Source organism: Thermopolyspora sp. NPDC052614 (assembly GCF_040678635.1).
Taxonomy (GTDB): Bacteria; Actinomycetota; Actinomycetes; order Streptosporangiales; family Streptosporangiaceae; genus Thermopolyspora.
On record NZ_JBFATZ010000001.1, the window covers coordinates 618,140 to 636,365 of the forward strand.

Consider the following 18,226-nt stretch of genomic DNA (forward strand, 5'->3'; position numbering starts at 1 on the left):
GTGGCCCTCACCCGGCCTCGACTCCGGCCCCGGTCCCGCGGCCGAGCCGGAGACCGCCCCGGAGCGCGACGCCGAGCTACATTCTGGCAGCGACTGGGGCGACGAGTACGACGAAAGCCACGACGAGGGCGAAGACGGCGATGACCGCGACGACCGGCGGGATGGCGACGATCTTCCGGCCGTCGAGGAGCTGCTGAGCGAGGCGGTGGCGGCGCTGGGCGGCGCCGAGCGTCCCGGCCAGGTGAAGATGGCCCAGGCCGTACGGCACGCGATCGAGACCGAGGAGCACCTGGCCGTGCAGGCCGGCACCGGCACCGGCAAGTCCCTGGCCTACCTCGTCCCGGCGATCAGGCACGCGGTCGCCACCGGCACCCCCGTGGTCGTCTCCACCGCGACGATCGCCCTGCAGCGCCAGCTCGTCGACCGCGACCTGCCCCGCCTCGCCGAGGCGCTGGCGGACCGCCTGCCGCACGAGCCCCGGTTCGCCATCCTCAAGGGCCGCCGCAACTACCTGTGCCGCTACAAACTCTCGTCCGAGATGCCGGAGGACGAGCCGGACGAGCTGTTCGACCCGCGCACGGTGAGCGCCACCGGCCGCATGGTCCAGCGCGTCCAGGAGTGGGCCGAGACCACCGAGACCGGCGACCGCGACGAGCTCGTGCCGGGCGTGAACGAGCAGGCGTGGCGGCAGTTCTCGGTCAGCGCCCGCGAGTGCCTGGGCGCCCAGCGCTGCCCGTACGGCGCTGAATGTTTCGCCGAACGCGCCCGCGAGCTCGCCGCCGACGTGGACGTGGTCGTCACCAACCACGCGCTGCTCGCCATCGACGCCATGGAGGACATGGCGATCCTGCCCGAGCACGACGTGGTCGTCGTCGACGAGGCGCACGAGCTCGCCGACCGCGTCACCTCGGTGGTGACCGGCGAGCTGTCGGAGTCGAGCGTCTTCTCCGCGGTACGGCGCTGCGCCCGGCTGATCGAGCAGGCGGTGTGCGACCGCCTGCAGGAGGCGGGCGAGGACCTCAAGGCGCTGCTCGCCGCCGCGCCCCCCGGCCGTGTCGACGCCCTGCCCCCGGTGCTCGGCACGACCCTCGGCGTCGTCCGCGACGCCGCCTTCGCCTGCCTGACCGCGCTCGGCCCCCGCACCGAGCGCGCCCGTGACGACGAGCCGCCGGAGAACGCGGGCCTGCGCAAGGCCGCCTTCACCGCCCTGGACGACGTGCACGACACCGCCCAGCGCATGCTCGACGCGTTCGACATGGAGAACGAGGTGGACCGGGCCGAGGTGGTGTGGTTGGAGGCGGCCGGCGACCGCAGGCCGCCCACGCTGTGGGTGGCGCCGCTCACCGTGGCCGGCATGCTGCGCGAGAAGCTGTTCGGCTCGCGCACGGTGATCCTCACCTCGGCGACGCTCGCCCTCGGCGGCACCTTCGACGGCATGGCCGCCCGGTGGGGTCTCGGCGAGGAGGGCTGGTCGGCCCTCGATGTCGGCTCCCCGTTCGATCACGGCCGCTCGGGCATCCTGTACGTGGCCAAGCACCTGCCCCAGCCGGGCCGCGACGGCCTCCCCGACGTCTACCTGGACGAGCTGGTGGAGCTGATCGACGCGGCCGGCGGTCGTACGCTCGGCCTGTTCTCCTCGATGCGCGCCGCCCGCCAGGCCACCGAGGCGCTGCGCGAGCGCCTGGACGTCCCGCTGCTGTGCCAGGGCGACGACTCCACCGGCCTGCTGGTCAAGCAGTTCGCCGAGGACCCGGCCACCTGCCTGTTCGGCACGCTGTCGCTGTGGCAGGGCGTCGACGTCCCGGGCCCCTCGCTGTCCCTGGTGATCATCGACCGCATCCCCTTCCCCCGCCCGGACGACCCGCTCGCCTCGGCCCGCCAGCGCCACGTCGCCGCCAAAGGCGGCAACGGCTTCATGACCGTCGCGGCCAACCACGCCGCCCTGCTGCTCGCCCAGGGCGCCGGGCGGCTGCTGCGCTCCACCGCCGACCGCGGCGTGGTCGCCGTACTCGACCCCCGGCTCGTCACCGCCCGGTACGGGAGCTACCTGCGCGACTCGCTGCCTCCGTTCTGGACCACCACCGACCGGGCCAAGGTGCTGGCCGCGCTGCGCCGCCTCACCGGGAGCGCCGCCTGAACCGGTAGGCCGCCTGAACCGGTAGGCCGTGGTGCTCGGCGATCACCCGGCGGGCCGCCGGCATCGTCTCGTGGGCGCGAAGGCGCCGCCGATGTACGGCAGGAACCGGTGTCGGCGTCGGGGTGCGGCAGGGTGGACGGGATGCGTGCCCTGGTCTTTCGGCCCCGTTCGGGCCGAGCAGCGCCAGGATCGCACCACGCTCAGGTTAACCCCGCGCGGCACGGGGGCGCCGCTAAACGACGTTGCGGTGTCGGGCGGCCGACGGCGGCGCCCGCCGCGGGGCCGCCCCGCGGTGAACGGTTCAGCCGGTCGTCTCGTGGACGTAGCACCAGCGCCAGCTCTCGCCGGGCTGGAACGACCGAATCACCGGATGCGCGGTCTCGTGGAAGTGCGCGGTCGCGTGGCGGCCCGGCGAGGAGTCACAGCATCCGATGTGCCCGCATGCCGTGCATTTACGCAGGTGAACCCATCTTCCGCCCAGCTTGAGGCATTCCTCGCAGCCTTCCGCGCCGCTCGGCGGAGCCTCGGTCGTGTCCAACAGGTGTTCGCATTGAGCCATGTTCGCCCCCCTTTTCACCGATCTTATTACGGACAGTCATGTGGCGATTTGGTGACCATGCCGCGCACCGTCTTGATCCATTGGTTGTGAGCGTGGACGCTGGCGTACATCGGGAGTGACTGACATCACACTCTGGCGGTGGCGATGCTCGAAGTCCGGAACCTGGAGGTCGTCTACGACGATGTGATGCTGGTGCTGCGCGGCGTGAGCCTGAAGGTGCCGGCCGGATCCGTCGTGGCGCTCCTCGGCGCGAACGGGGCGGGCAAGACCACGCTGCTGCGGGCGCTGTCCGGGCTGCTCGACGTGCACGACGGCGAGATCACCAAGGGGTCGGTCACCCTCGACGGCGAGCCGGTGCACGAGCTGAGCCCGGCGCGGCTCGTCGAGCGGGGGATCAGCCAGGTCTTCGAGGGGCGGCGCATCTTCGCCGAGCTCACCGTGGAGGAGAACCTGCGCGTCGGGGCGCACACCGCCCCCCGCCGCCTGGCCGAGAACCTCGATCGCGTCCTCACCCTGTTCCCGGTGCTCGCCGAGCGGCGCGAGAGCGTGGCGGGCTACCTGTCCGGCGGCGAGCAGCAGATGCTCGCGCTCGGCCGGGCGCTGATGGCCGGGCCGCGGTACCTGCTGCTCGACGAGCCGAGCCTGGGCCTCGCGCCCGCCCTGGTGCGGCAGATCCGCGACCTCGTCGTGGAGATCAACAAGCAGGGCGTCACCGTGCTGCTGGTCGAGCAGAACGCCCGCATGGCGCTGTCGATCGCCGAGCACGGGTACGTGATGGAGACCGGAAAGATCGTGATGGACCGTCCGGCGGCCGAGCTGCTCGCCGACGAGGACATCAAGGAGTTCTACCTCGGCCTCGGCGCCGAGGGCGCGGTCAAGTCGTTCCGCGATGTCAAACACTACAAGCGGCGGAAGAGGTGGCTGTCGTGACGGCCGAGGCCACGCGGATCCCGCGGATCCCGCGGACCCCGGAGGCGGCCGGGGACGAGCCGGTCCTGATCGTCGAGGACGTCGGGCTGTCGTTCGAGGGCGTGCGCGCGATCGACGGCGTGAGCTTCGAGGTCGGCCCGCGCGAGCTGTTCGCCGTCATCGGCCCCAACGGCGCCGGCAAGACCTCCATTTTCAACGTGCTGTCCGGCGTGTACCGGCCGCAGCGCGGCAGGGTCACCTTCCTCGGCGAGGACATCCTCGCCAAGCGCCCCCACCAGATCGCCGCCATGGGCCTGGCCCGGACCTTCCAGAACGTCGAGCTGTTCCACAACCTCACCGTGCTCGACAACCTCATGCTCGGCCGCCACCACCATTTCCGGTACGGCGCGCTGTCCGCGGTGGCCTGGTTCGGCCGCGCCCGCCGGGAGGAGCTCGCCGCCCGGGCCAAGGTCGAGGACATCATCGACTTCCTGGAGCTGGAGGCGTGGCGCCGCCACCCGGTGCGGCTGCTGCCGTACGGGATCCAGAAGCGGGTCGAGCTGGGCCGCGCCCTGGCGATGGAGCCGCGGCTGCTGCTGCTCGACGAGCCGGTGGCCGGCATGAACCTGGAGGAGACCGAGGACATGGCGCGCTTCGTCCTCGACGTCTCCGCCGAGCTCGGCATCCCGATCGTGCTGGTCGAACACGACATGGGCCTGGTGATGGACCTGGCCGACCGCGTCATGGTGCTCGACTTCGGCCGCATGGTCGCGCTCGGCACGCCCGAGCGGGTGCAGCACGACCCCGCGGTGATCAAGGCGTACCTGGGGGAGAGCGACCAGACCGAGGAGGCGCGATGACCGTCACCGCCGCCGTCGCCACGACCACGATCGTCACCCGGGTCAGGGACCGGGCCCGGGCCGCCCCGCACCGGGTCGCGATGCGGGAGAAGGAGTACGGCATCTGGCAGGAGGTCACCTGGGCCGAGTACTGGGACAAGGTGCTCCTGGTCGGGCACGCCCTGCTCGCCCTCGGCGTCGAGCCGGGGGACCGGGTGGCGATCCACGCGGAGAACCGGCGCGAGTGGCTCTACTCCGACCTCGGCATCGTCGCGGTGCGCGGGGTGACGGTCGGCCTCTACCCCACCAACCCGCCCGCCGAGGTGGCCTACCTGCTGTCCCATTCGGGGAGCCGCATCCTGATCGCCGAGGACCAGGAGCAGGTCGACAAGGCGCTGGCCGTACTGGACGAATGCCCCGACCTGGAGCGCATCGTCTACATCGAGCCGCGCGGGATCAAGGGGCGCTACGACCATCCCAAGCTGCTGCACTGGCCCGACTTCCTCGCCCTCGGCGCGGAGCACCGCGAGCGGCACCCGGACGCGGTCGCCCGGCGCATGGCCGAGACCGAGCCCGGCGACGTGATGGCGCTGGTGTACACCTCGGGCACCACCGGGCCGCCCAAGGGGGCGATGCTCACCGTCGCCAACGTCGAGTTCGCCGTGCGCACGCTGGTGGTCGGCGGCGGCTTCACCTCGCCGCCGCCGTCGGAGCGGGACCTGGCGCTGTCGTACCTGCCGCTGTGCCACGTGGCCGAGCGGGCGTTCACCGTCTGGTTCAACTCCGCCGCCGGCGTGCAGACGAACTTCGCCGAGTCGATCGAGACCGTGCAGGCGAACCTGCGCGAGGTGCAGCCCACGATCCTGTTCGGCGTGCCGCGCATCTGGGAGAAGGTGCTCGCCGGGGTGAACATCCGGCTGGAGTCGGCCTCGCCGGTGAAGCGGGCGATCACCCGGTTCTGGCTGCGGGTGGCCGACCGGGTCGGCGACGCGCTCGTGCGCGGGCACGGGCGGCACACCCCCTGGACCCGGCTGGTGTACGCCGTGGGCTGGGTGTTCTGCTACCGGGCGCTGCGCGAGCGGCTCGGCATGCGGCGGGTGCGGTACGCCGCCTCCGGGGCCGCGCCGATCGCGCCCGACGTGCTGAAGTTCTTCATGGGGATCGGCGTGCCCATGCACGAGCTGTACGGCATGACCGAGAACACGGCCGTCGCCACCGGCAACCGGCCCGGCCGGGTGATGCTCGGCACGGTCGGCGAGTCGCACGACGGGGTCGAGCTGCGGATCGACCCCGGAACCGGGGAGATCCTCACCCGGCATCCGGGCACGTTCGCCGGGTACTGGCGGGACGCGCGGGCCACCGCCGACGTGCTCGACGAGGACGGCTGGCTGCACACCGGCGACGTCGGGGAGTGGGTGGACGGGCCGCCCCGCCCGGACGGCTCGCCCGGCCGCTTCCTCAAGATCACCGACCGGATGAAGGACATCGTCATCACGGCGGGCGGGAAGAACATCGCGCCGAGCGAGATCGAGAACGCGCTGAAGGCCTCGCCGTACATCAAGGAGGCGATCGTCATCGGCGATCGCCGGCCCTATCTCACCGCGCTCATCGGCATCGAGCTGGATACCGTGGGGGTGTGGGCGCGGAGGCGTGGCCTGCCGTACACGACATATCGCGATCTGTCCGAGAAGCCCGAGGTGCGGGAGCTCGTGCAGGGCATCGTCAACGAGGTCAACGAGCGCTTCGCCCGGGTCGAGCAGATCAAGAGGTTCGCGTTCCTGCCCAAGGAACTCGATCACGAGGACGGCGAGCTCACCGCCACCCAGAAGATCAAACGCCGCGCCATCGCCAACCTTTTCGAAGGTCTCGTCGAAGGGATGTACAAATGATCGGGAATCAGCAGGAGCCGGGTCGTCCCGAGGACGCCCTCCTTCGCGGGCTGCTCGGCGGGCGTTCGGGCAAGCGTCGCGGCAAGGGCTCGCGTGACCCGCTCTCCGGGGCGCTTGACCGCTGGCTCGACTGGCTGGAGCCCCCGAAGGCGCCCAAACCCTGGTGCGGGTCGACGCCCGAGAAATGATGGAATTACTTGAGTCAATTACTTGAGTCGCTGATTCGCGGGCTGGGCAACGGCTCGGTCTACGCGCTGCTCGCGCTCGGCTTTGTGATCATCTACAAGGCCACGAGCGTGGTCAGCTTCGCCCAGCCCGCGTTCATGATCGGGGGAGCGGTCGCGGTCAGCTACCTGAGCGAGGCCGTCGGCTTCTTCCCCGCCCTGGCCGCGTCCGCGCTGCTCATCGCGCTGGTCGCGCTCGGCGTCGAACGCGTCGCGATCCGGCCGATGGTGGGCCGCCCGGTGTTCGTCGTGGCGATCATCACGCTCGGCATCGACGTGGTCATCCGGGTCGTCGTCAACGCGTTCATCGGCGAGGACGTGCGGCAGATGGGCGACCCGTGGGGCTTCTCCCTCGTCACCATCGGCCCGCTCGCCGTCCAGCAGCGCTGGATCGCGATGCTCGTCGCCGCCGCGCTGCTCGTCGCGCTGCTGTTCGCCTTCTTCCGTTACACCCGGTACGGCCTGGCCATGCGCGCCGCCGCCTACGACCAGGAGACCGCGCTGGGCATGGGCGTCTCGGTCGGCGCCGTGTTCGCCATGTCGTGGGCGATCGCCGGCGGGCTCGCCGCGATCGCCGGCACGTTCGTCGGCACCGGGCAGGGCGTCGACCAGCTCACCTGGATCATCGCGCTCAAGGCGCTGCCCGCGATCATCGTCGGCGGGCTCGACTCGCTCGGCGGCGCGGTCGTCGGCGGGCTCGTCATCGGCGTCGTCGAGTCGCTGGTCCAGTCCTACCAGGGCGATCTCGCGCCGTGGCTGGGGCAGAACTTCGCGGTCGTCTCACCGTACGTGGTCATGCTGGTCGTGCTGCTGGTGCGGCCGTACGGGTTCTTCGGCACCCGGGAGGTGGAGCGCGTATGACGGACATCGACCACCGGGCCGACCCCACGGCCCCGCCCGCCCCCGCGCCCGCGCGGGCCGGGGCGGCGCGGCGGCCGCGCGGGCGGCCGCTGCTCTACACCTCCTACGCCCAGGACATGGCGCTGCTCGACACCCGCGCCAAGAAGGCGTGGACGGCCGCGCTGATCGTGGTCGCGCTGCTGCTGTCGCAGGTCCTGGTGGACGAGACGCTGGCGCTGCTCGCCACCGCGCTGATCGCGGCGATCGGCGCGATCGGCCTCAACCTCGTCAGCGGCTACGCCGGGCAGATCAACCTGGGGTACGCGTTCTTCCTGGCCATCGGCGCGTACACCGGGGCGGCGCTGTCCGGCGACCCGGACGGGCGGGTGCTCGGGCTCGGCGTCACGAACATCCTGATCTGGCTGCCCGCCGCCGGGCTCGTCGCCATGATCGCCGGGGTGGCGGTGGCGCCGCTCGCGATCCGGCTGCGCGGGCTCTACCTGGCGGTGGTCACCCTCGGGCTGGTCTTCCTCGGCCAGCACGTCTTCAAGGAGTGGGACGACCTCACCGGCGGCCCCGGCGTCGGCCGCCCCGCCGCCGCACCCGAGCTGTTCGGCCTGCGCCTGGACCAGGACGGGCCGCTCGGCACCCGCGAGCAGCTCCTCTACCTGCTCATGCTCGTGCTGCTGATCGTCTTCGCGGTCGCCGCGCGCAACCTCGCCCGCTCCCGGGTCGGCCGGGCGTTCGCCGCGGTGCGCGACCGCGACATCGCCGCCGGGGTGATCGGCGTGCCGCTCACCCGCTACAAGCTGCTCGCCTTCGCCATCTCGTCGTTCTACGCCGGGTGCGCCGGGGCGCTGCTCTACACCGTCAGCGGGTTCTTCGACCCGACCTCGTTCGATTTGCTGATGTCGGTGCAGTACATCGCGATGGTGCTGATCGGCGGCGCGGCGACGATCTCCGGGTCGATCGCGGGCGCGCTGTTCATCACGCTGCTGCCCCGCTTCACCCGGGAACTGCCCGCGCTGGTGCCGTTCATCAGCGCCGACACCACCACCTATCCCAACGTCTTCCAGGTCGAGGCCGTCCTGTACGGCCTGCTGATCGTGCTGTTCATGGTCTTCGAGCCACGGGGCCTGTTCGGCATCTGGGTGCGCGTGCGCAACTACTGGAAGAGCTGGCCCTTCTCGTACTGATCCCCGAAACCGGCAGAAATCTGGAGGGACTCGATGAAGAGGAGCCACCTGCTCGTACCCGTCGTCCTGGTGGCCCTCCTGTCCGCGTGCGGCGTCATCCGGGGGGACGACGAGGGCAGCGAGGGCGCGGTGACCACGGGGGTGACGCGCGAGCCGTGTCCCATCGCGGTGGACAAGAACAAGGGGTGCATCTACCTCGGCACGATCTCCGACCTCACCGCCGGGCCGTTCGCCGCCCTGGCCGTGCCGATCACCCAGGCGCAGAAGGCGTTCTGGGACCGGGTCAACAAGGCGGGCGGCATCGGCGGCAAGTACGAGGTCGACGTGCAGGCGTACGTCCGCGACAATAAATACAACCCCGAGGTGCACCGCCAGGTCTACAACGAGATCAAGGACCACGTGCTCGCCCTCTCCCAGACCCTCGGCTCGCCCACCACCGCCGCGATCATCGACGACCTCAGGACGAACGGCATCGTGGCCGCGCCCGCGTCCTGGACCTCGGCCTGGGAGTTCGAGGACGTCATCATCGAGTCCGGCTCCAACTACTGCGTCGAGTCGATGAACTCCATCGACTACGCGATGGAGGCGTACAACCCCAAGTCGGTCATGGCGGTTTACTACGCCGGCGACTACGGGGCCGACGCGGCGGCGGGCGCCAAGTTCGCCGCCGAGAAACACGGCCTGAAGTTCACCGCCGTGGAGACCCCCTCGGGGGCCACCGAGCAGGGCCGCGCCATCGCCGAGATCACCAAGAACAAGCCGGACCTGGTCATCGTGACCACCGGCCCGGCCGACCTGGCGGCGATCGTCGGGCAGGCGGTCGCGGGCGGCTACAAGGGACGGTTCATCGGCACCGGGCCCACCTGGAACCCCGCCCTCCTGAAGAGCCCCGCCGCCGAGGCGCTGAAGGCGCATTATGAACAGTCGTCGCCTGGGTTGCCGTGGGGCGCCGACACCCCGGGGCACAAGGCGATGCGCGAGGCGCTGGGCAACGTGTCCGCTCCCAACGACGGCTACACCTCCGGGTGGAGCTGGGCGTACCCGATGAAGGCCGCGCTGGAGAAGATGGTCGCCGGCGGCGACATCAGCCGCAAGGGGCTGCTCGCGGCGGTAAAGTCGCTGTCCACCGTGGACTACGAGGGCATGCTGCCGCCCGAGGCCGGCAACTACAGCGGCGACCCCAACGCCGCCACGTTCCGGCAGACGGTGATCGGCAAGGTGGACGAGTCGGCGCCGACCGGGATCACGGTGGTCAAGAACCTGTTCACCGGGCCGACGGCGCAGGCGTACACCTTCGACGGGCCCTGCTACGAGAAGCTCTGACCGTTCCCCGCGGGCCGGGAGCCGGGCGTTTCACGGCGGTGACCGGCGCCGCGGGGTCCCGGGGCGGGATGGCCGCGGAGCGCGGCGTGCGCGGGTCCGGCGACGGCTCGCGGGTGCCCGGCGGGTGTTTCGCGGATGTGGCGTCTACGGCAGGCCGCGCCGTACGCGGTGGGGGCGGGGGGCGATGTAGGTTCGAGCCATGCGACTCCTCTCCCTCACCGCCGCGGCCGTCCTCGCAGTGACGATCGCGGGGTGCAGCACGGTGGACAAGGCCCAGGCGTGCCTGGAAAGCTCGAAGATCGTCGCTGACACGGTCGCGAAGATCGGGTCTCTGGCGAACGATCCCGCCGCGATGGAGAAGGCGCTCAACGACGGCGCGGCGCGGCTGAGCGACGCGGCCGACAAGGCGGGCAACACCACCCTCAACGAGGCGCTGGACGATCTGTCGAAGAGCCTGGAGGGGCTCAACGTCAAAGACGTCAACGACGCGGTCGACGCGGCGCAGAAGGCCGCCACCGACGGGGCCGCCGCCGCGGAGAAGATCGCCCGCGAGTGCACCTGACGCGGCCGTGCCCGGCTGCGCGCATTCCCTTCCACCAGGGCGGGAAAATCGGTGATTACGCTGGTCACATGAGCTCTTCGCACGGTGTGTCGGACGATGCCCCGCGCGGCTCGGGGGGTGCTCACGGGCGGTCCGACAGCGAGCCCGACCCCCGGTTCACCCTGGCCAACGAACGCACGTTCCTCACCTGGCTCAGCACGTCGCTGGCGCTGAGCGCGGCCGGGGTGGCGATGGCCGCCCTGCCGGGGCGGGTGTTCGAGCCGTGGATGCGCACGCTGCTCGCCGTCGTGCTGGTCCTGCTGGCGGCGCTGGCCGCCGGTCTGGCCTATCCACGGTGGCGACGCGTACAGCGGGCGCTGCGCGGCGGCAGGCCCCTTCCCGCACCGGCCATCGCCCCGCTGCTCGGGTACGGCGTGGCCGCCGTCGCCGTGCTCGCGCTCGTCTTCATCCTGCTGACGCCGTGACCTCCGAAGGAACGCCCCCCGAAAGGGTGCCCCCCGAACGAGTGTGGGACGAGGGACTGCAGAGCGAGCGCACCCGGCTCGCCTGGGCGCGTACGGCGGCGACGCTCGCGGTGGGCGGACTGGGCGCAACGAAGATCGCGCTGGGCGTCGACATCCACGGGTTCGCCGTGGTGATGTTCGCGCTCGCCGCGCTGTGCGGGGGCGTACTGCTCGCCCGCACGGGGGTGCGCTTCCGCAAGGTGCAGCAGGCCCTGCACGCGAACAGGCCGCTGGACGGCCAGGCCGACGCGGTGCTCGCGTGGCTGGGCGTGATGGCGGTGGCCGGAGGCAGCTTCGCCGTGGTCGTCCACCTGACCTGAGTATCGGTGGGTCGGCCCGGCCGTCGTGGGAGAGCCGGTCGGGCCGCCGCAGGGCGGCGATGAACGCCGTGCGGCGCACCCCGCCCGCAGGGCGCGTCCCCCCGGACGCGCGGGAGGTGAGCGCCGGGTCAGTCCTGCGAGCCCTGCGCGATCGTCTCGGCGATCTCCTCGGCGCGCTCGGCCTCCTCGGCGGCGAAGCGCTGGGCGTCTCCATGTGGGTAAGGCAGTCAACGCACGGACAGGCCGGGTGTGAAGTCGGCTCCGGTACCGGAGATCATCCGGTTCCGGAGCCGTCCCGTGACCCGGCCGCCCGCGCCGCCCGTGCCTCGTGTGGCGCGTGCCCCGCCTGCCGGTATGCGCCTGTCGGCGGGCGTCGTGCCGCCTGCGCCCCGACTGTCGCTTTGTGGCCGCGTGCCGTATGTGTCCCGCGTCCCTGTGTGGTCGGCGTGCCTTTGTGGCCTTCCGTGCGGTCGGTGCCGTCCGCGAGCGGTGCCCCTTCCCCTGAGCGCCCCCCGCGGTTTCCCCGGCTCAGTACCAGCCGCGTGCGCGGAAGTGGGCCCAGGCCGCGCAGGGCGTGCCGTACCGGCTTCTGATGTAGCGCAGCCCCCACTTGATCTGCGTCTTCGGGTTGACCCGCCAGTCGTGGCCGGAGACGCTCATCTTGGAGGCGGGCAGCGCCTGCGGAATGCCGTAGGCGCCCGAGGAGCGGTTTGTCGCTCGGTGGTTCCAGTTGCTCTCCCTTGTCCACAGGTGGTCCAGGCATTGGAACTGCGCCCGGGACCAGGAGCGGCGGGTGACCATGTGGAACGCGAAGGTCTTGACCGCGATGTTCCCGCCGCGCTGCGCCGAGGCGCGCAGCATGCGCCTGGCCCGTTGCAGGGCCGCGTTCCTCGGCTTGGCGCGGGTCGTCCACACGCCCTCGTGCACGTGTGCGGGCTGGAGAGTGTGCCCTGGGTCGCGCTTCGGTGTGAGGGCCGGCAGGGTCTCCGTCTCGGTCAGGCGATCCGGTGTGAAGTCCGCGCCGATGTCGGTGCCGGTCGTGTTCAGGCCGGGCCTGGGCCCGCTCTCCGGTCTGCGATCGGAATTCGGGTCGGCGCCCGGTTCGGCGCTCGGGTCGGAGGACGCCTCCGCGGAGTGCTCCGATCCCCCCTTCGCGCCGGGCCGGGATTCCGGATGTCCCGCCGGTTCGGAATCGCGCGGCGATTCCGAACCGGCGGCCTGCGGGCCGAGCGGCGGCTTTCCGTCGGCGTGGGCCGCGATGGCCGCGCCGCCGGTCAGCAGGGCGGTGGTCGCCACGGTCACAACGGTTCTGCGCAACGTGCGCTTGCTGTCCATGTTGATCCTCTCCTCGGGCCGCGTGCGGAAGGCGGGCGCGCGGGAGCGCGTCACGTGACCGTGGTGATGCCGGTTCCGCGATGCGCTTGCGTGCCCGTCGTTCGACCGCTCGCCCGTGGGGCGGACGCCGGCCGTCCGCGTGGCCGACCGGTCCTGATACATCCCGCGATGGGATGCTCCGGTAGGCACCGCGACGGGTCCTATGGCGGTTTGTAGTACGCGAATCCGTCGCAGCCGATGACCTGCGACCCGGTGCGGAGAGGTGTTTGCCAAACCGGTGCGAGGGGTGTCCCGTCTCAGGGGAACGCGGTTAACCGGCTCGGAATGGGGCTGACCTCGGACGGTGCCAGAGATTGCCCGTCCATGGGGTTTGGATCAGTACCAGCCCCGTGACCTGGAGTGGGCCCAGGCGGCGCACGGCGTGCCGTACCGGCCCTTGATGTACCGAAGGCCCCACTTGATCTGTGTTTTCGGGTTGGTTCGCCAGTCGCGTCCCGCGCCGGCCATCTTTCCCGCCGGGAGGGCCTGGGGGATTCCGTAGGCGCCCGAACCGGGGTTGCGCGCGAAGTGGTTCCAGTCGCTCTCGCGGTTCCACAGCCTCACCAGGCAGGCGTACTGGTCGGAGGACCAGCCGCGGGCGCGCACCATCGGACGGGCGATCGACTTGTTCCTGGCCTTTCTGCTGAGTTTCTTGCTCGTTTTCCGCCGGGCGGCCGCCGAGACGGCCGTCGACGCTGCCTTGGCGGTCGCTTTCCGGGCGGTGGTGATCGCGGGGGCGGTGGCCTTGGCGGCCTCAGAAGCCTCGGTGGCTTCGGTGGCCTTGGCGGCCTCAGTGGCCTGGGCGGCCTCGGCGGCCACCGTGCCCGTGCCGCCGACGAGGGCGGCGGTCGCGATCAGCGTCGCACCGGTGCGGCGAAGCGTCGGCATAGGCGAGTCCCTTTCGTATGGGGAACAGGGGAACGCCGACACACTGCCGCATTCGTCCGCGAATCAGAAATTTAGTACGCTTCTGGGGTGATCGTCTGGTTTGTTTCGCGGGTTGACGCGACCTGTCTAGCAGGAGTTCTCTGAGGGGTCAGTGACCTGCACCACATTTCGGAATAACTGCCCGGCTCATGCCACTTGGTTATAGCTGTCACAGAACGGAGAGATTTATGCTGCTGAACCTTTCGGAGATCGCCGTGCGGTCCCTGGCGGGAGAGCCGACCACCCTGGCCGAGGTGCTCGCCGGGCGGGCCGCGCTCGTGGTCAACGTGGCCTCACGCTGCGGACTCACGCCGCAGTACGCGGGTTTGGTGGAGCTCCAGCGGACCTACGGCGAGCGCGGCTTCACGGTCGTCGGCGTGCCCTGCAACCAGTTCATGGGGCAGGAGCCGGGCACCGCCGAGGAGATTCAGGAGTTCTGCTCCACCACGTACGGGGTGGACTTCCCGCTGCTGGAGAAGACCGACGTCAACGGCGACGACCGGCACCCGCTCTATCGGGAGCTGACGGCCTTCCCCGACGCGAACGGCGAGGCCGGCGACGTCCAGTGGAACTTCGAGAAGTTCCTGATCGACGCCGAGGGCCAAGTGGTGGCGCGGTTCCGCCCCCGTACGACGCCGGACGACCCCGCGGTCGTCGAGGCGATCGAGAAGGTCCTCGCCTAGTTCTCGCCTGGTTCTCGCCTGGTTCTCACCTGATGTTCACCTGATTCTGCCGCCCGGCGTGGGCTGCCGCCGCGGCGAGCAGCTCGCCCGCACGATCAGCTCGGTGGGGAGCGTGGCCCCCCGCACCCCCCGGGCCCGGCGGCCCTCGCGCAGCACCAGTTCCGCCGCGCGATAGCCCATGTCCCGCGCGGGCTGGGCGATCACCGTCAGCGGCGGCGAGCACAGCTCCGCCCACGGCACGTCGTCGAACATGATCAGTGACACGTCGCGCGGGATCCGCAGATCGAGCTCGCGCGCCGCCAGCACGGCCGCCTCGCCCAGCATGTTGCCCCCCGCCAGCAGCGCGGTGAGGTCGGGGCGGTGCTGGAACAGGCCGGCCGCCGCCGCGTACGCCGAGTCCCGGCTGGCCCGCGCGTAGGCGATCAGCTCCTCGTCCGCGGGGACGCCGAGCGAGGTGAGCGTCTCGGTGAACGCGCGCACGCGTTGCCGCTGGCCGTACCGGGCCAGGAAGGCGATGCGCCGGTGCCCGAGGCCGGTCAGGTACTCCAGGGCCGTGCGCATGCCGGTGCGGTCGTCGGAGAGCACGGCGGGCACCGCGTCGTGGCCCGGCGGGCGGCGGTCGGCGAACACCACCGTCAGGCCCGCCCGGATCGCCGAGGTCCAGCTCTCCCCGTCCCCGGCGGGCACCGCGATAACCCGCTCCACGCTCTGCTCGACCAGCGTGCCGATCTGCCCGGCCTCGCGCTCGGGGTCGTCCCCGGTCACCCCCACGATCACCGGCTCGCCCGCCGACCGGGCGCAGGCGAACACGCCGTCGGCGAGCCGTCCATAGAACATGTCGGTGATGTCGGGCACCAGCAGGCCGATGCCGCCCGACCGCCGCTGGCGCAGGTTGCGGCCGAGCGCGCTGGGCCGGTAGTCCAGCCGCGCCGCCGCCTCCAGCACCCGCTCCCGGGTCTCCGGGCTCGCCGACCCGGTCCCCGACAACACCCGCGAGACCGTGGCGACCCCCACCCCCGCGGCCTCGGCGACATCTTTGATCGTCGTACGACGTCGTGGACTCGTGCTCATGATGGAAACGATTCCACCAGATTTTCCGCGCCTTGACCAGCCATCCTGGGCCAGGTAATCCCATGAAAACGCCGAACTTCTTGACACTCCAGTCACGAATCGTGTGTCATGATGAAAACGTATCCAAACAGGAGAGGGCGCCGACCGGCCCGACCTGAGCGCAAAGGACTGTCATGGCATCGATTGTTCTGAGGCACGTCGACAAGATCTACGCCGGTGGCGTCAAGGCCGTGAACGACCTCAACCTTGAGATCAAGGACGGCGAGTTCATGGTGCTGGTCGGCCCGTCCGGGTGCGGCAAGTCCACCGCCCTGCGGATGATCGCCGGTCTGGAGGACATCAGCGCCGGCGAGATCGTCATCGGCGACCGGGTGGTCAACCACCTGCCGCCGAAGGACCGCGACATCGCGATGGTGTTCCAGAACTACGCCCTCTACCCGCACATGACGGTCGAGGAGAACCTCGCCTTCGGCCTCAAGCTCCGCAAGATGCCCAAGGCGGAGATTCAGCAGCGGGTCAAGGAAGCGGCCAAGATGCTGGGCCTGGAGCAGTACCTCAAGCGCAAGCCGGCCGCGCTCTCCGGCGGTCAGCGTCAGCGCGTCGCGATGGGCCGCGCGATCGTCCGCGAGCCGCAGGCGTTCCTGATGGACGAGCCGCTGTCCAACCTCGACGCCAAGCTGCGCGTGTCGATGCGCGCCTCGCTCAACACCCTGCACGAGCGCCTCGGCGTCACCACCGTCTACGTCACCCACGACCAGGTCGAGGCGATGACCCTCGGCGACCGGGTCTGCGTGCTCCGCGACGGCGTCCTGCAGCAGGTGGACACCCCGCAGAACCTGTTCGACAACCCGGTCAACCTGTTCGTGGCCGGCTTCATGGGCTCCCCGTCGATGAACTTCGTCACGGCCACGCTGGTCCGCGGCGACGAGGGCGCGCACGTCGACTTCGCCGGCTTCAAGCTGCCCGTGCCGGACTCGACCTTCGCCGAGAAGCCCGGCCTCGACAAGTACTACGGCAAGAACCTGGTCCTCGGCATCCGTCCCTCCGACTTCGAGGACTCAAGCGCCGCCCACGACCACACCGGCTGGGCCCGCCTGCCGGTCCGCGCGGAGGTCACCGAGGAGCTGGGCAGCGAGATCAACGTGCTGTTCCTCATCGACGCCCCGCCGCTGGAGCACAAGGACACCGTCGCCGCGCAGGACGCCGGTGACGACGAGGAGACGGCGCTGCCGCTGGTCGGCGACAAGTCGCTGTGGACCGCCCGCGTGAACGCCCGCAGCCACGTACGGCCCGGCCAGGAGATCGAGCTCGTCGTCGACACGCACAACATGCACTTCTTCGACGTCGACAGCGGCCTGGCGATCGGCCACGAGGCCAACGTCGGCCGCTGATCCCCTGCTGATCCCGCTCTGATCTCGCACTGATCCGCCGATCGGTCGCGCCGCCCCGCCGGGGCTCAGCGCAGCCGGTCGGCGAACAGTTCCGCGAGGCGACCGGCGAGGTTGGGCGGGATCAGTCGGGCGAGGGCGACGATCGCCTTGTACCGCGGGTCGGGCACGCTGACGCGCAGCCCCCGGGCGAAGTCGCGCATGGCCGTCGCGACCACCCGATCCGCGTCCAGCCACATGAATTCGGGAATGCCCGAAATATCCTGACCGGATCGCTGATGGAACTCGGTGTGGGTGAACCCCGGGCACAACGCCATCACCCGCACCCCCGTCCCGGCCACCTGGCCCGCCGCCGTCTGGCTGAAGGCGACCACCCACGCCTTGGACGGCCCGTACGTGGTGTCCGAGGGCAGGAACGCGGCGACCGACCCGACGTTGATCACTCCGCCGCGCCGCCGTGCGGCCATGCCGGGCAACGCGGCGGAGGTGAGCCGGAGCACCGCCTCGCAGTGCAGGGTGAGCATGCGCCGCTCGTCCTCGACGGGCACCTTCAGATAGACATCGCGGTGGCCGAACCCGGCGTTGTTCACCAGCAGGTCAACCCCGGCGCGCAGCCGTTCCTCCACCGCCGCGATGCCCTCCTCGGCGGCGAGGTCGGCCGGCAGCGTCTCGACGGTGGCCCCGTACCGCCGGTGCAGCTCCTGCGCGGCCGAGCGCAGCCGCCCGGCGTCGCGCCCGTTGATGACGAGGGTGAAACCGTCCCCGGCCAGCCTGCGGGCGAAGGCGGCGCCCAGGCCCGCGGAGGCGCCGGTGATCAGTGCGGTTGGCATGGGCCAAGCGTAGAGCCGCCGCCGTACCAGAGGGCGGATCACGGGGTGTTAACGGCGATGGCGTCGCATGTTACGGCCGGCTTTCGCGACACGCGGTATTGCTACATGTCTGAACCCTTCACCGCAGAACCTTTCACTCTCGCGGGAAGTGCCCAAAGATGGGTCCCGGGGCGTCCTTCGGGGCGGCCCGGCCCATGCCCTCAGGACGCCCATCCGACGTAGTGGAGTGGCTCATGAGTGAGAGCGCCGCTGAGTGGGTCGGCGATCGCCGCCGCGCCCGCGGCTTGCGGACGATGAGGAGGGAACCCGGCTGGGAGCCCTCCGGAGGCGAGGGCTCCTTCGGCAAGATGATCGAGGACCTCTTCGCCGAGGTGTGGTCCCGGGACGCGCTGAGCGATCGCGACCGGCGGTTGCTGCTGCTCGGCCTCCTGGTGGGGCAGGGGCTCGACGACATGGTGGAGGTCCAGCTCGACCTGGCGGTGCGCACCGGCAGGTTCACTCCCGACGAGCTTCGCGAGGTCGTCTTCTTCCTGACGCACTACGCGGGCTGGACCCGCGGCGCGCGGCTCAACGAGCAGGTGGAGGACCTGATCGAGCGGATCATGAAAGATTGATCGGGGGGACCTTATGCCAGGCATACACCGGGTCGCCT

The 18,226-nt window shown here is 70.9% G+C and carries 19 protein-coding genes; 14 read left to right on the forward strand and 5 right to left on the reverse strand.

Annotated features, from left to right (window positions below; all coding sequences use genetic code 11):
* The first annotated feature begins 205 nt into the window (after positions 1-205).
* Positions 206-2,137: an ATP-dependent DNA helicase gene (locus tag AB0K60_RS02620; RefSeq protein ID WP_364048147.1), complete on the forward strand. Its 1,932-nt coding sequence runs from the start codon at positions 206-208 to the stop codon at positions 2,135-2,137.
* A gap of 301 nt (positions 2,138-2,438) precedes the next feature.
* On the opposite strand, the gene AB0K60_RS02625 is transcribed toward AB0K60_RS02620, so the two are convergent.
* Positions 2,439-2,696: a UBP-type zinc finger domain-containing protein gene (locus tag AB0K60_RS02625; RefSeq protein ID WP_364047760.1), complete on the reverse strand. Its 258-nt coding sequence runs from the start codon at positions 2,694-2,696 to the stop codon at positions 2,439-2,441.
* A gap of 144 nt (positions 2,697-2,840) precedes the next feature.
* Here AB0K60_RS02625 and AB0K60_RS02630 point away from each other — a divergent pair, with 144 nt between their 5' ends.
* The 10 genes from AB0K60_RS02630 (at position 2,841) to AB0K60_RS02675 (ending at position 11,301) form a co-directional block, all read left to right on the forward strand.
* Entirely contained in the window at positions 2,841-3,626 is a 786-nt protein-coding gene (locus AB0K60_RS02630; protein WP_364048149.1) for an ABC transporter ATP-binding protein, read from the forward strand.
* The gene (locus AB0K60_RS02635) at positions 3,623-4,465 is read left to right on the forward strand and encodes an ABC transporter ATP-binding protein (protein ID WP_364047762.1); all 843 of its coding nucleotides are present in this window, start codon (positions 3,623-3,625) and stop codon (positions 4,463-4,465) included. The genes AB0K60_RS02630 and AB0K60_RS02635 overlap by 4 nt, the downstream gene beginning before the upstream one ends.
* Positions 4,462-6,333 (forward strand): AMP-binding protein, encoded by a 1,872-nt coding sequence (locus tag AB0K60_RS02640; protein WP_364047764.1) that lies wholly within the window; start codon positions 4,462-4,464, stop codon positions 6,331-6,333. The genes AB0K60_RS02635 and AB0K60_RS02640 overlap by 4 nt, the downstream gene beginning before the upstream one ends.
* Positions 6,330-6,521 (forward strand): hypothetical protein, encoded by a 192-nt coding sequence (locus AB0K60_RS02645; RefSeq protein WP_364047766.1) that lies wholly within the window; start codon positions 6,330-6,332, stop codon positions 6,519-6,521. Before AB0K60_RS02640 ends, AB0K60_RS02645 begins: the two co-directional genes overlap by 4 nt.
* A gap of 9 nt (positions 6,522-6,530) precedes the next feature.
* Positions 6,531-7,418, forward strand: a complete 888-nt coding sequence (locus AB0K60_RS02650) for a branched-chain amino acid ABC transporter permease (RefSeq protein ID WP_364047768.1) — start codon at positions 6,531-6,533, stop codon at positions 7,416-7,418.
* Positions 7,415-8,593, forward strand: a complete 1,179-nt coding sequence (locus tag AB0K60_RS02655) for a branched-chain amino acid ABC transporter permease (protein ID WP_364047770.1) — start codon at positions 7,415-7,417, stop codon at positions 8,591-8,593. Before AB0K60_RS02650 ends, AB0K60_RS02655 begins: the two co-directional genes overlap by 4 nt.
* A gap of 33 nt (positions 8,594-8,626) precedes the next feature.
* A complete protein-coding gene (locus tag AB0K60_RS02660; protein WP_364047772.1) occupies positions 8,627-9,916 on the forward strand; it encodes an ABC transporter substrate-binding protein in 1,290 nt (429 codons plus the stop codon).
* A gap of 199 nt (positions 9,917-10,115) precedes the next feature.
* A complete protein-coding gene (locus tag AB0K60_RS02665) occupies positions 10,116-10,478 on the forward strand; it encodes a hypothetical protein (protein WP_364047774.1) in 363 nt (120 codons plus the stop codon).
* Between the two features lie 68 nt (positions 10,479-10,546).
* Positions 10,547-10,942, forward strand: a complete 396-nt coding sequence (locus tag AB0K60_RS02670) for a DUF202 domain-containing protein (protein ID WP_364047776.1) — start codon at positions 10,547-10,549, stop codon at positions 10,940-10,942.
* Between the two features lie 26 nt (positions 10,943-10,968).
* Positions 10,969-11,301, forward strand: coding sequence for a DUF202 domain-containing protein (locus AB0K60_RS02675; RefSeq protein ID WP_364047778.1), 333 nt, complete (start codon positions 10,969-10,971; stop codon positions 11,299-11,301).
* Positions 11,302-11,829: 528 nt separating this feature from the next.
* On the opposite strand, the gene AB0K60_RS02680 is transcribed toward AB0K60_RS02675, so the two are convergent.
* Together AB0K60_RS02680 and AB0K60_RS02685 are read right to left on the reverse strand one after the other, a co-directional pair.
* On the reverse strand, positions 11,830-12,690 hold the full coding sequence (locus AB0K60_RS02680) for a hypothetical protein (RefSeq protein WP_364047780.1): 861 nt from the start codon (positions 12,688-12,690) through the stop codon (positions 11,830-11,832).
* Between the two features lie 321 nt (positions 12,691-13,011).
* A complete protein-coding gene (locus tag AB0K60_RS02685) occupies positions 13,012-13,563 on the reverse strand; it encodes a lytic transglycosylase domain-containing protein (RefSeq protein ID WP_364047782.1) in 552 nt (183 codons plus the stop codon).
* 233 nt (positions 13,564-13,796) lie between these two features.
* Here AB0K60_RS02685 and AB0K60_RS02690 point away from each other — a divergent pair, with 233 nt between their 5' ends.
* Positions 13,797-14,285 (forward strand): glutathione peroxidase, encoded by a 489-nt coding sequence (locus tag AB0K60_RS02690; RefSeq protein WP_364048151.1) that lies wholly within the window; start codon positions 13,797-13,799, stop codon positions 14,283-14,285.
* A gap of 36 nt (positions 14,286-14,321) precedes the next feature.
* On the opposite strand, the gene AB0K60_RS02695 is transcribed toward AB0K60_RS02690, so the two are convergent.
* A complete protein-coding gene (locus AB0K60_RS02695) occupies positions 14,322-15,356 on the reverse strand; it encodes a LacI family DNA-binding transcriptional regulator (protein WP_364047784.1) in 1,035 nt (344 codons plus the stop codon).
* Positions 15,357-15,529: 173 nt separating this feature from the next.
* Between AB0K60_RS02695 and ugpC the strand changes: the two genes are divergently transcribed.
* A complete protein-coding gene (ugpC, locus tag AB0K60_RS02700) occupies positions 15,530-16,747 on the forward strand; it encodes a sn-glycerol-3-phosphate ABC transporter ATP-binding protein UgpC (RefSeq protein ID WP_364047786.1) in 1,218 nt (405 codons plus the stop codon).
* A 65-nt stretch (positions 16,748-16,812) separates the two neighbouring features.
* On the opposite strand, the gene AB0K60_RS02705 is transcribed toward ugpC, so the two are convergent.
* Positions 16,813-17,574 carry an SDR family oxidoreductase gene (locus tag AB0K60_RS02705; protein ID WP_364047788.1) on the reverse strand — a complete coding sequence of 254 codons (762 nt, stop codon included), beginning with the start codon at positions 17,572-17,574 and terminating at the stop codon, positions 16,813-16,815.
* A gap of 233 nt (positions 17,575-17,807) precedes the next feature.
* Between AB0K60_RS02705 and AB0K60_RS02710 the strand changes: the two genes are divergently transcribed.
* Complete coding sequence (locus AB0K60_RS02710; protein WP_364047790.1) at positions 17,808-18,188, forward strand: carboxymuconolactone decarboxylase family protein; 381 nt, start codon at positions 17,808-17,810, stop codon at positions 18,186-18,188.
* Positions 18,189-18,226 lie beyond the last annotated feature (38 nt).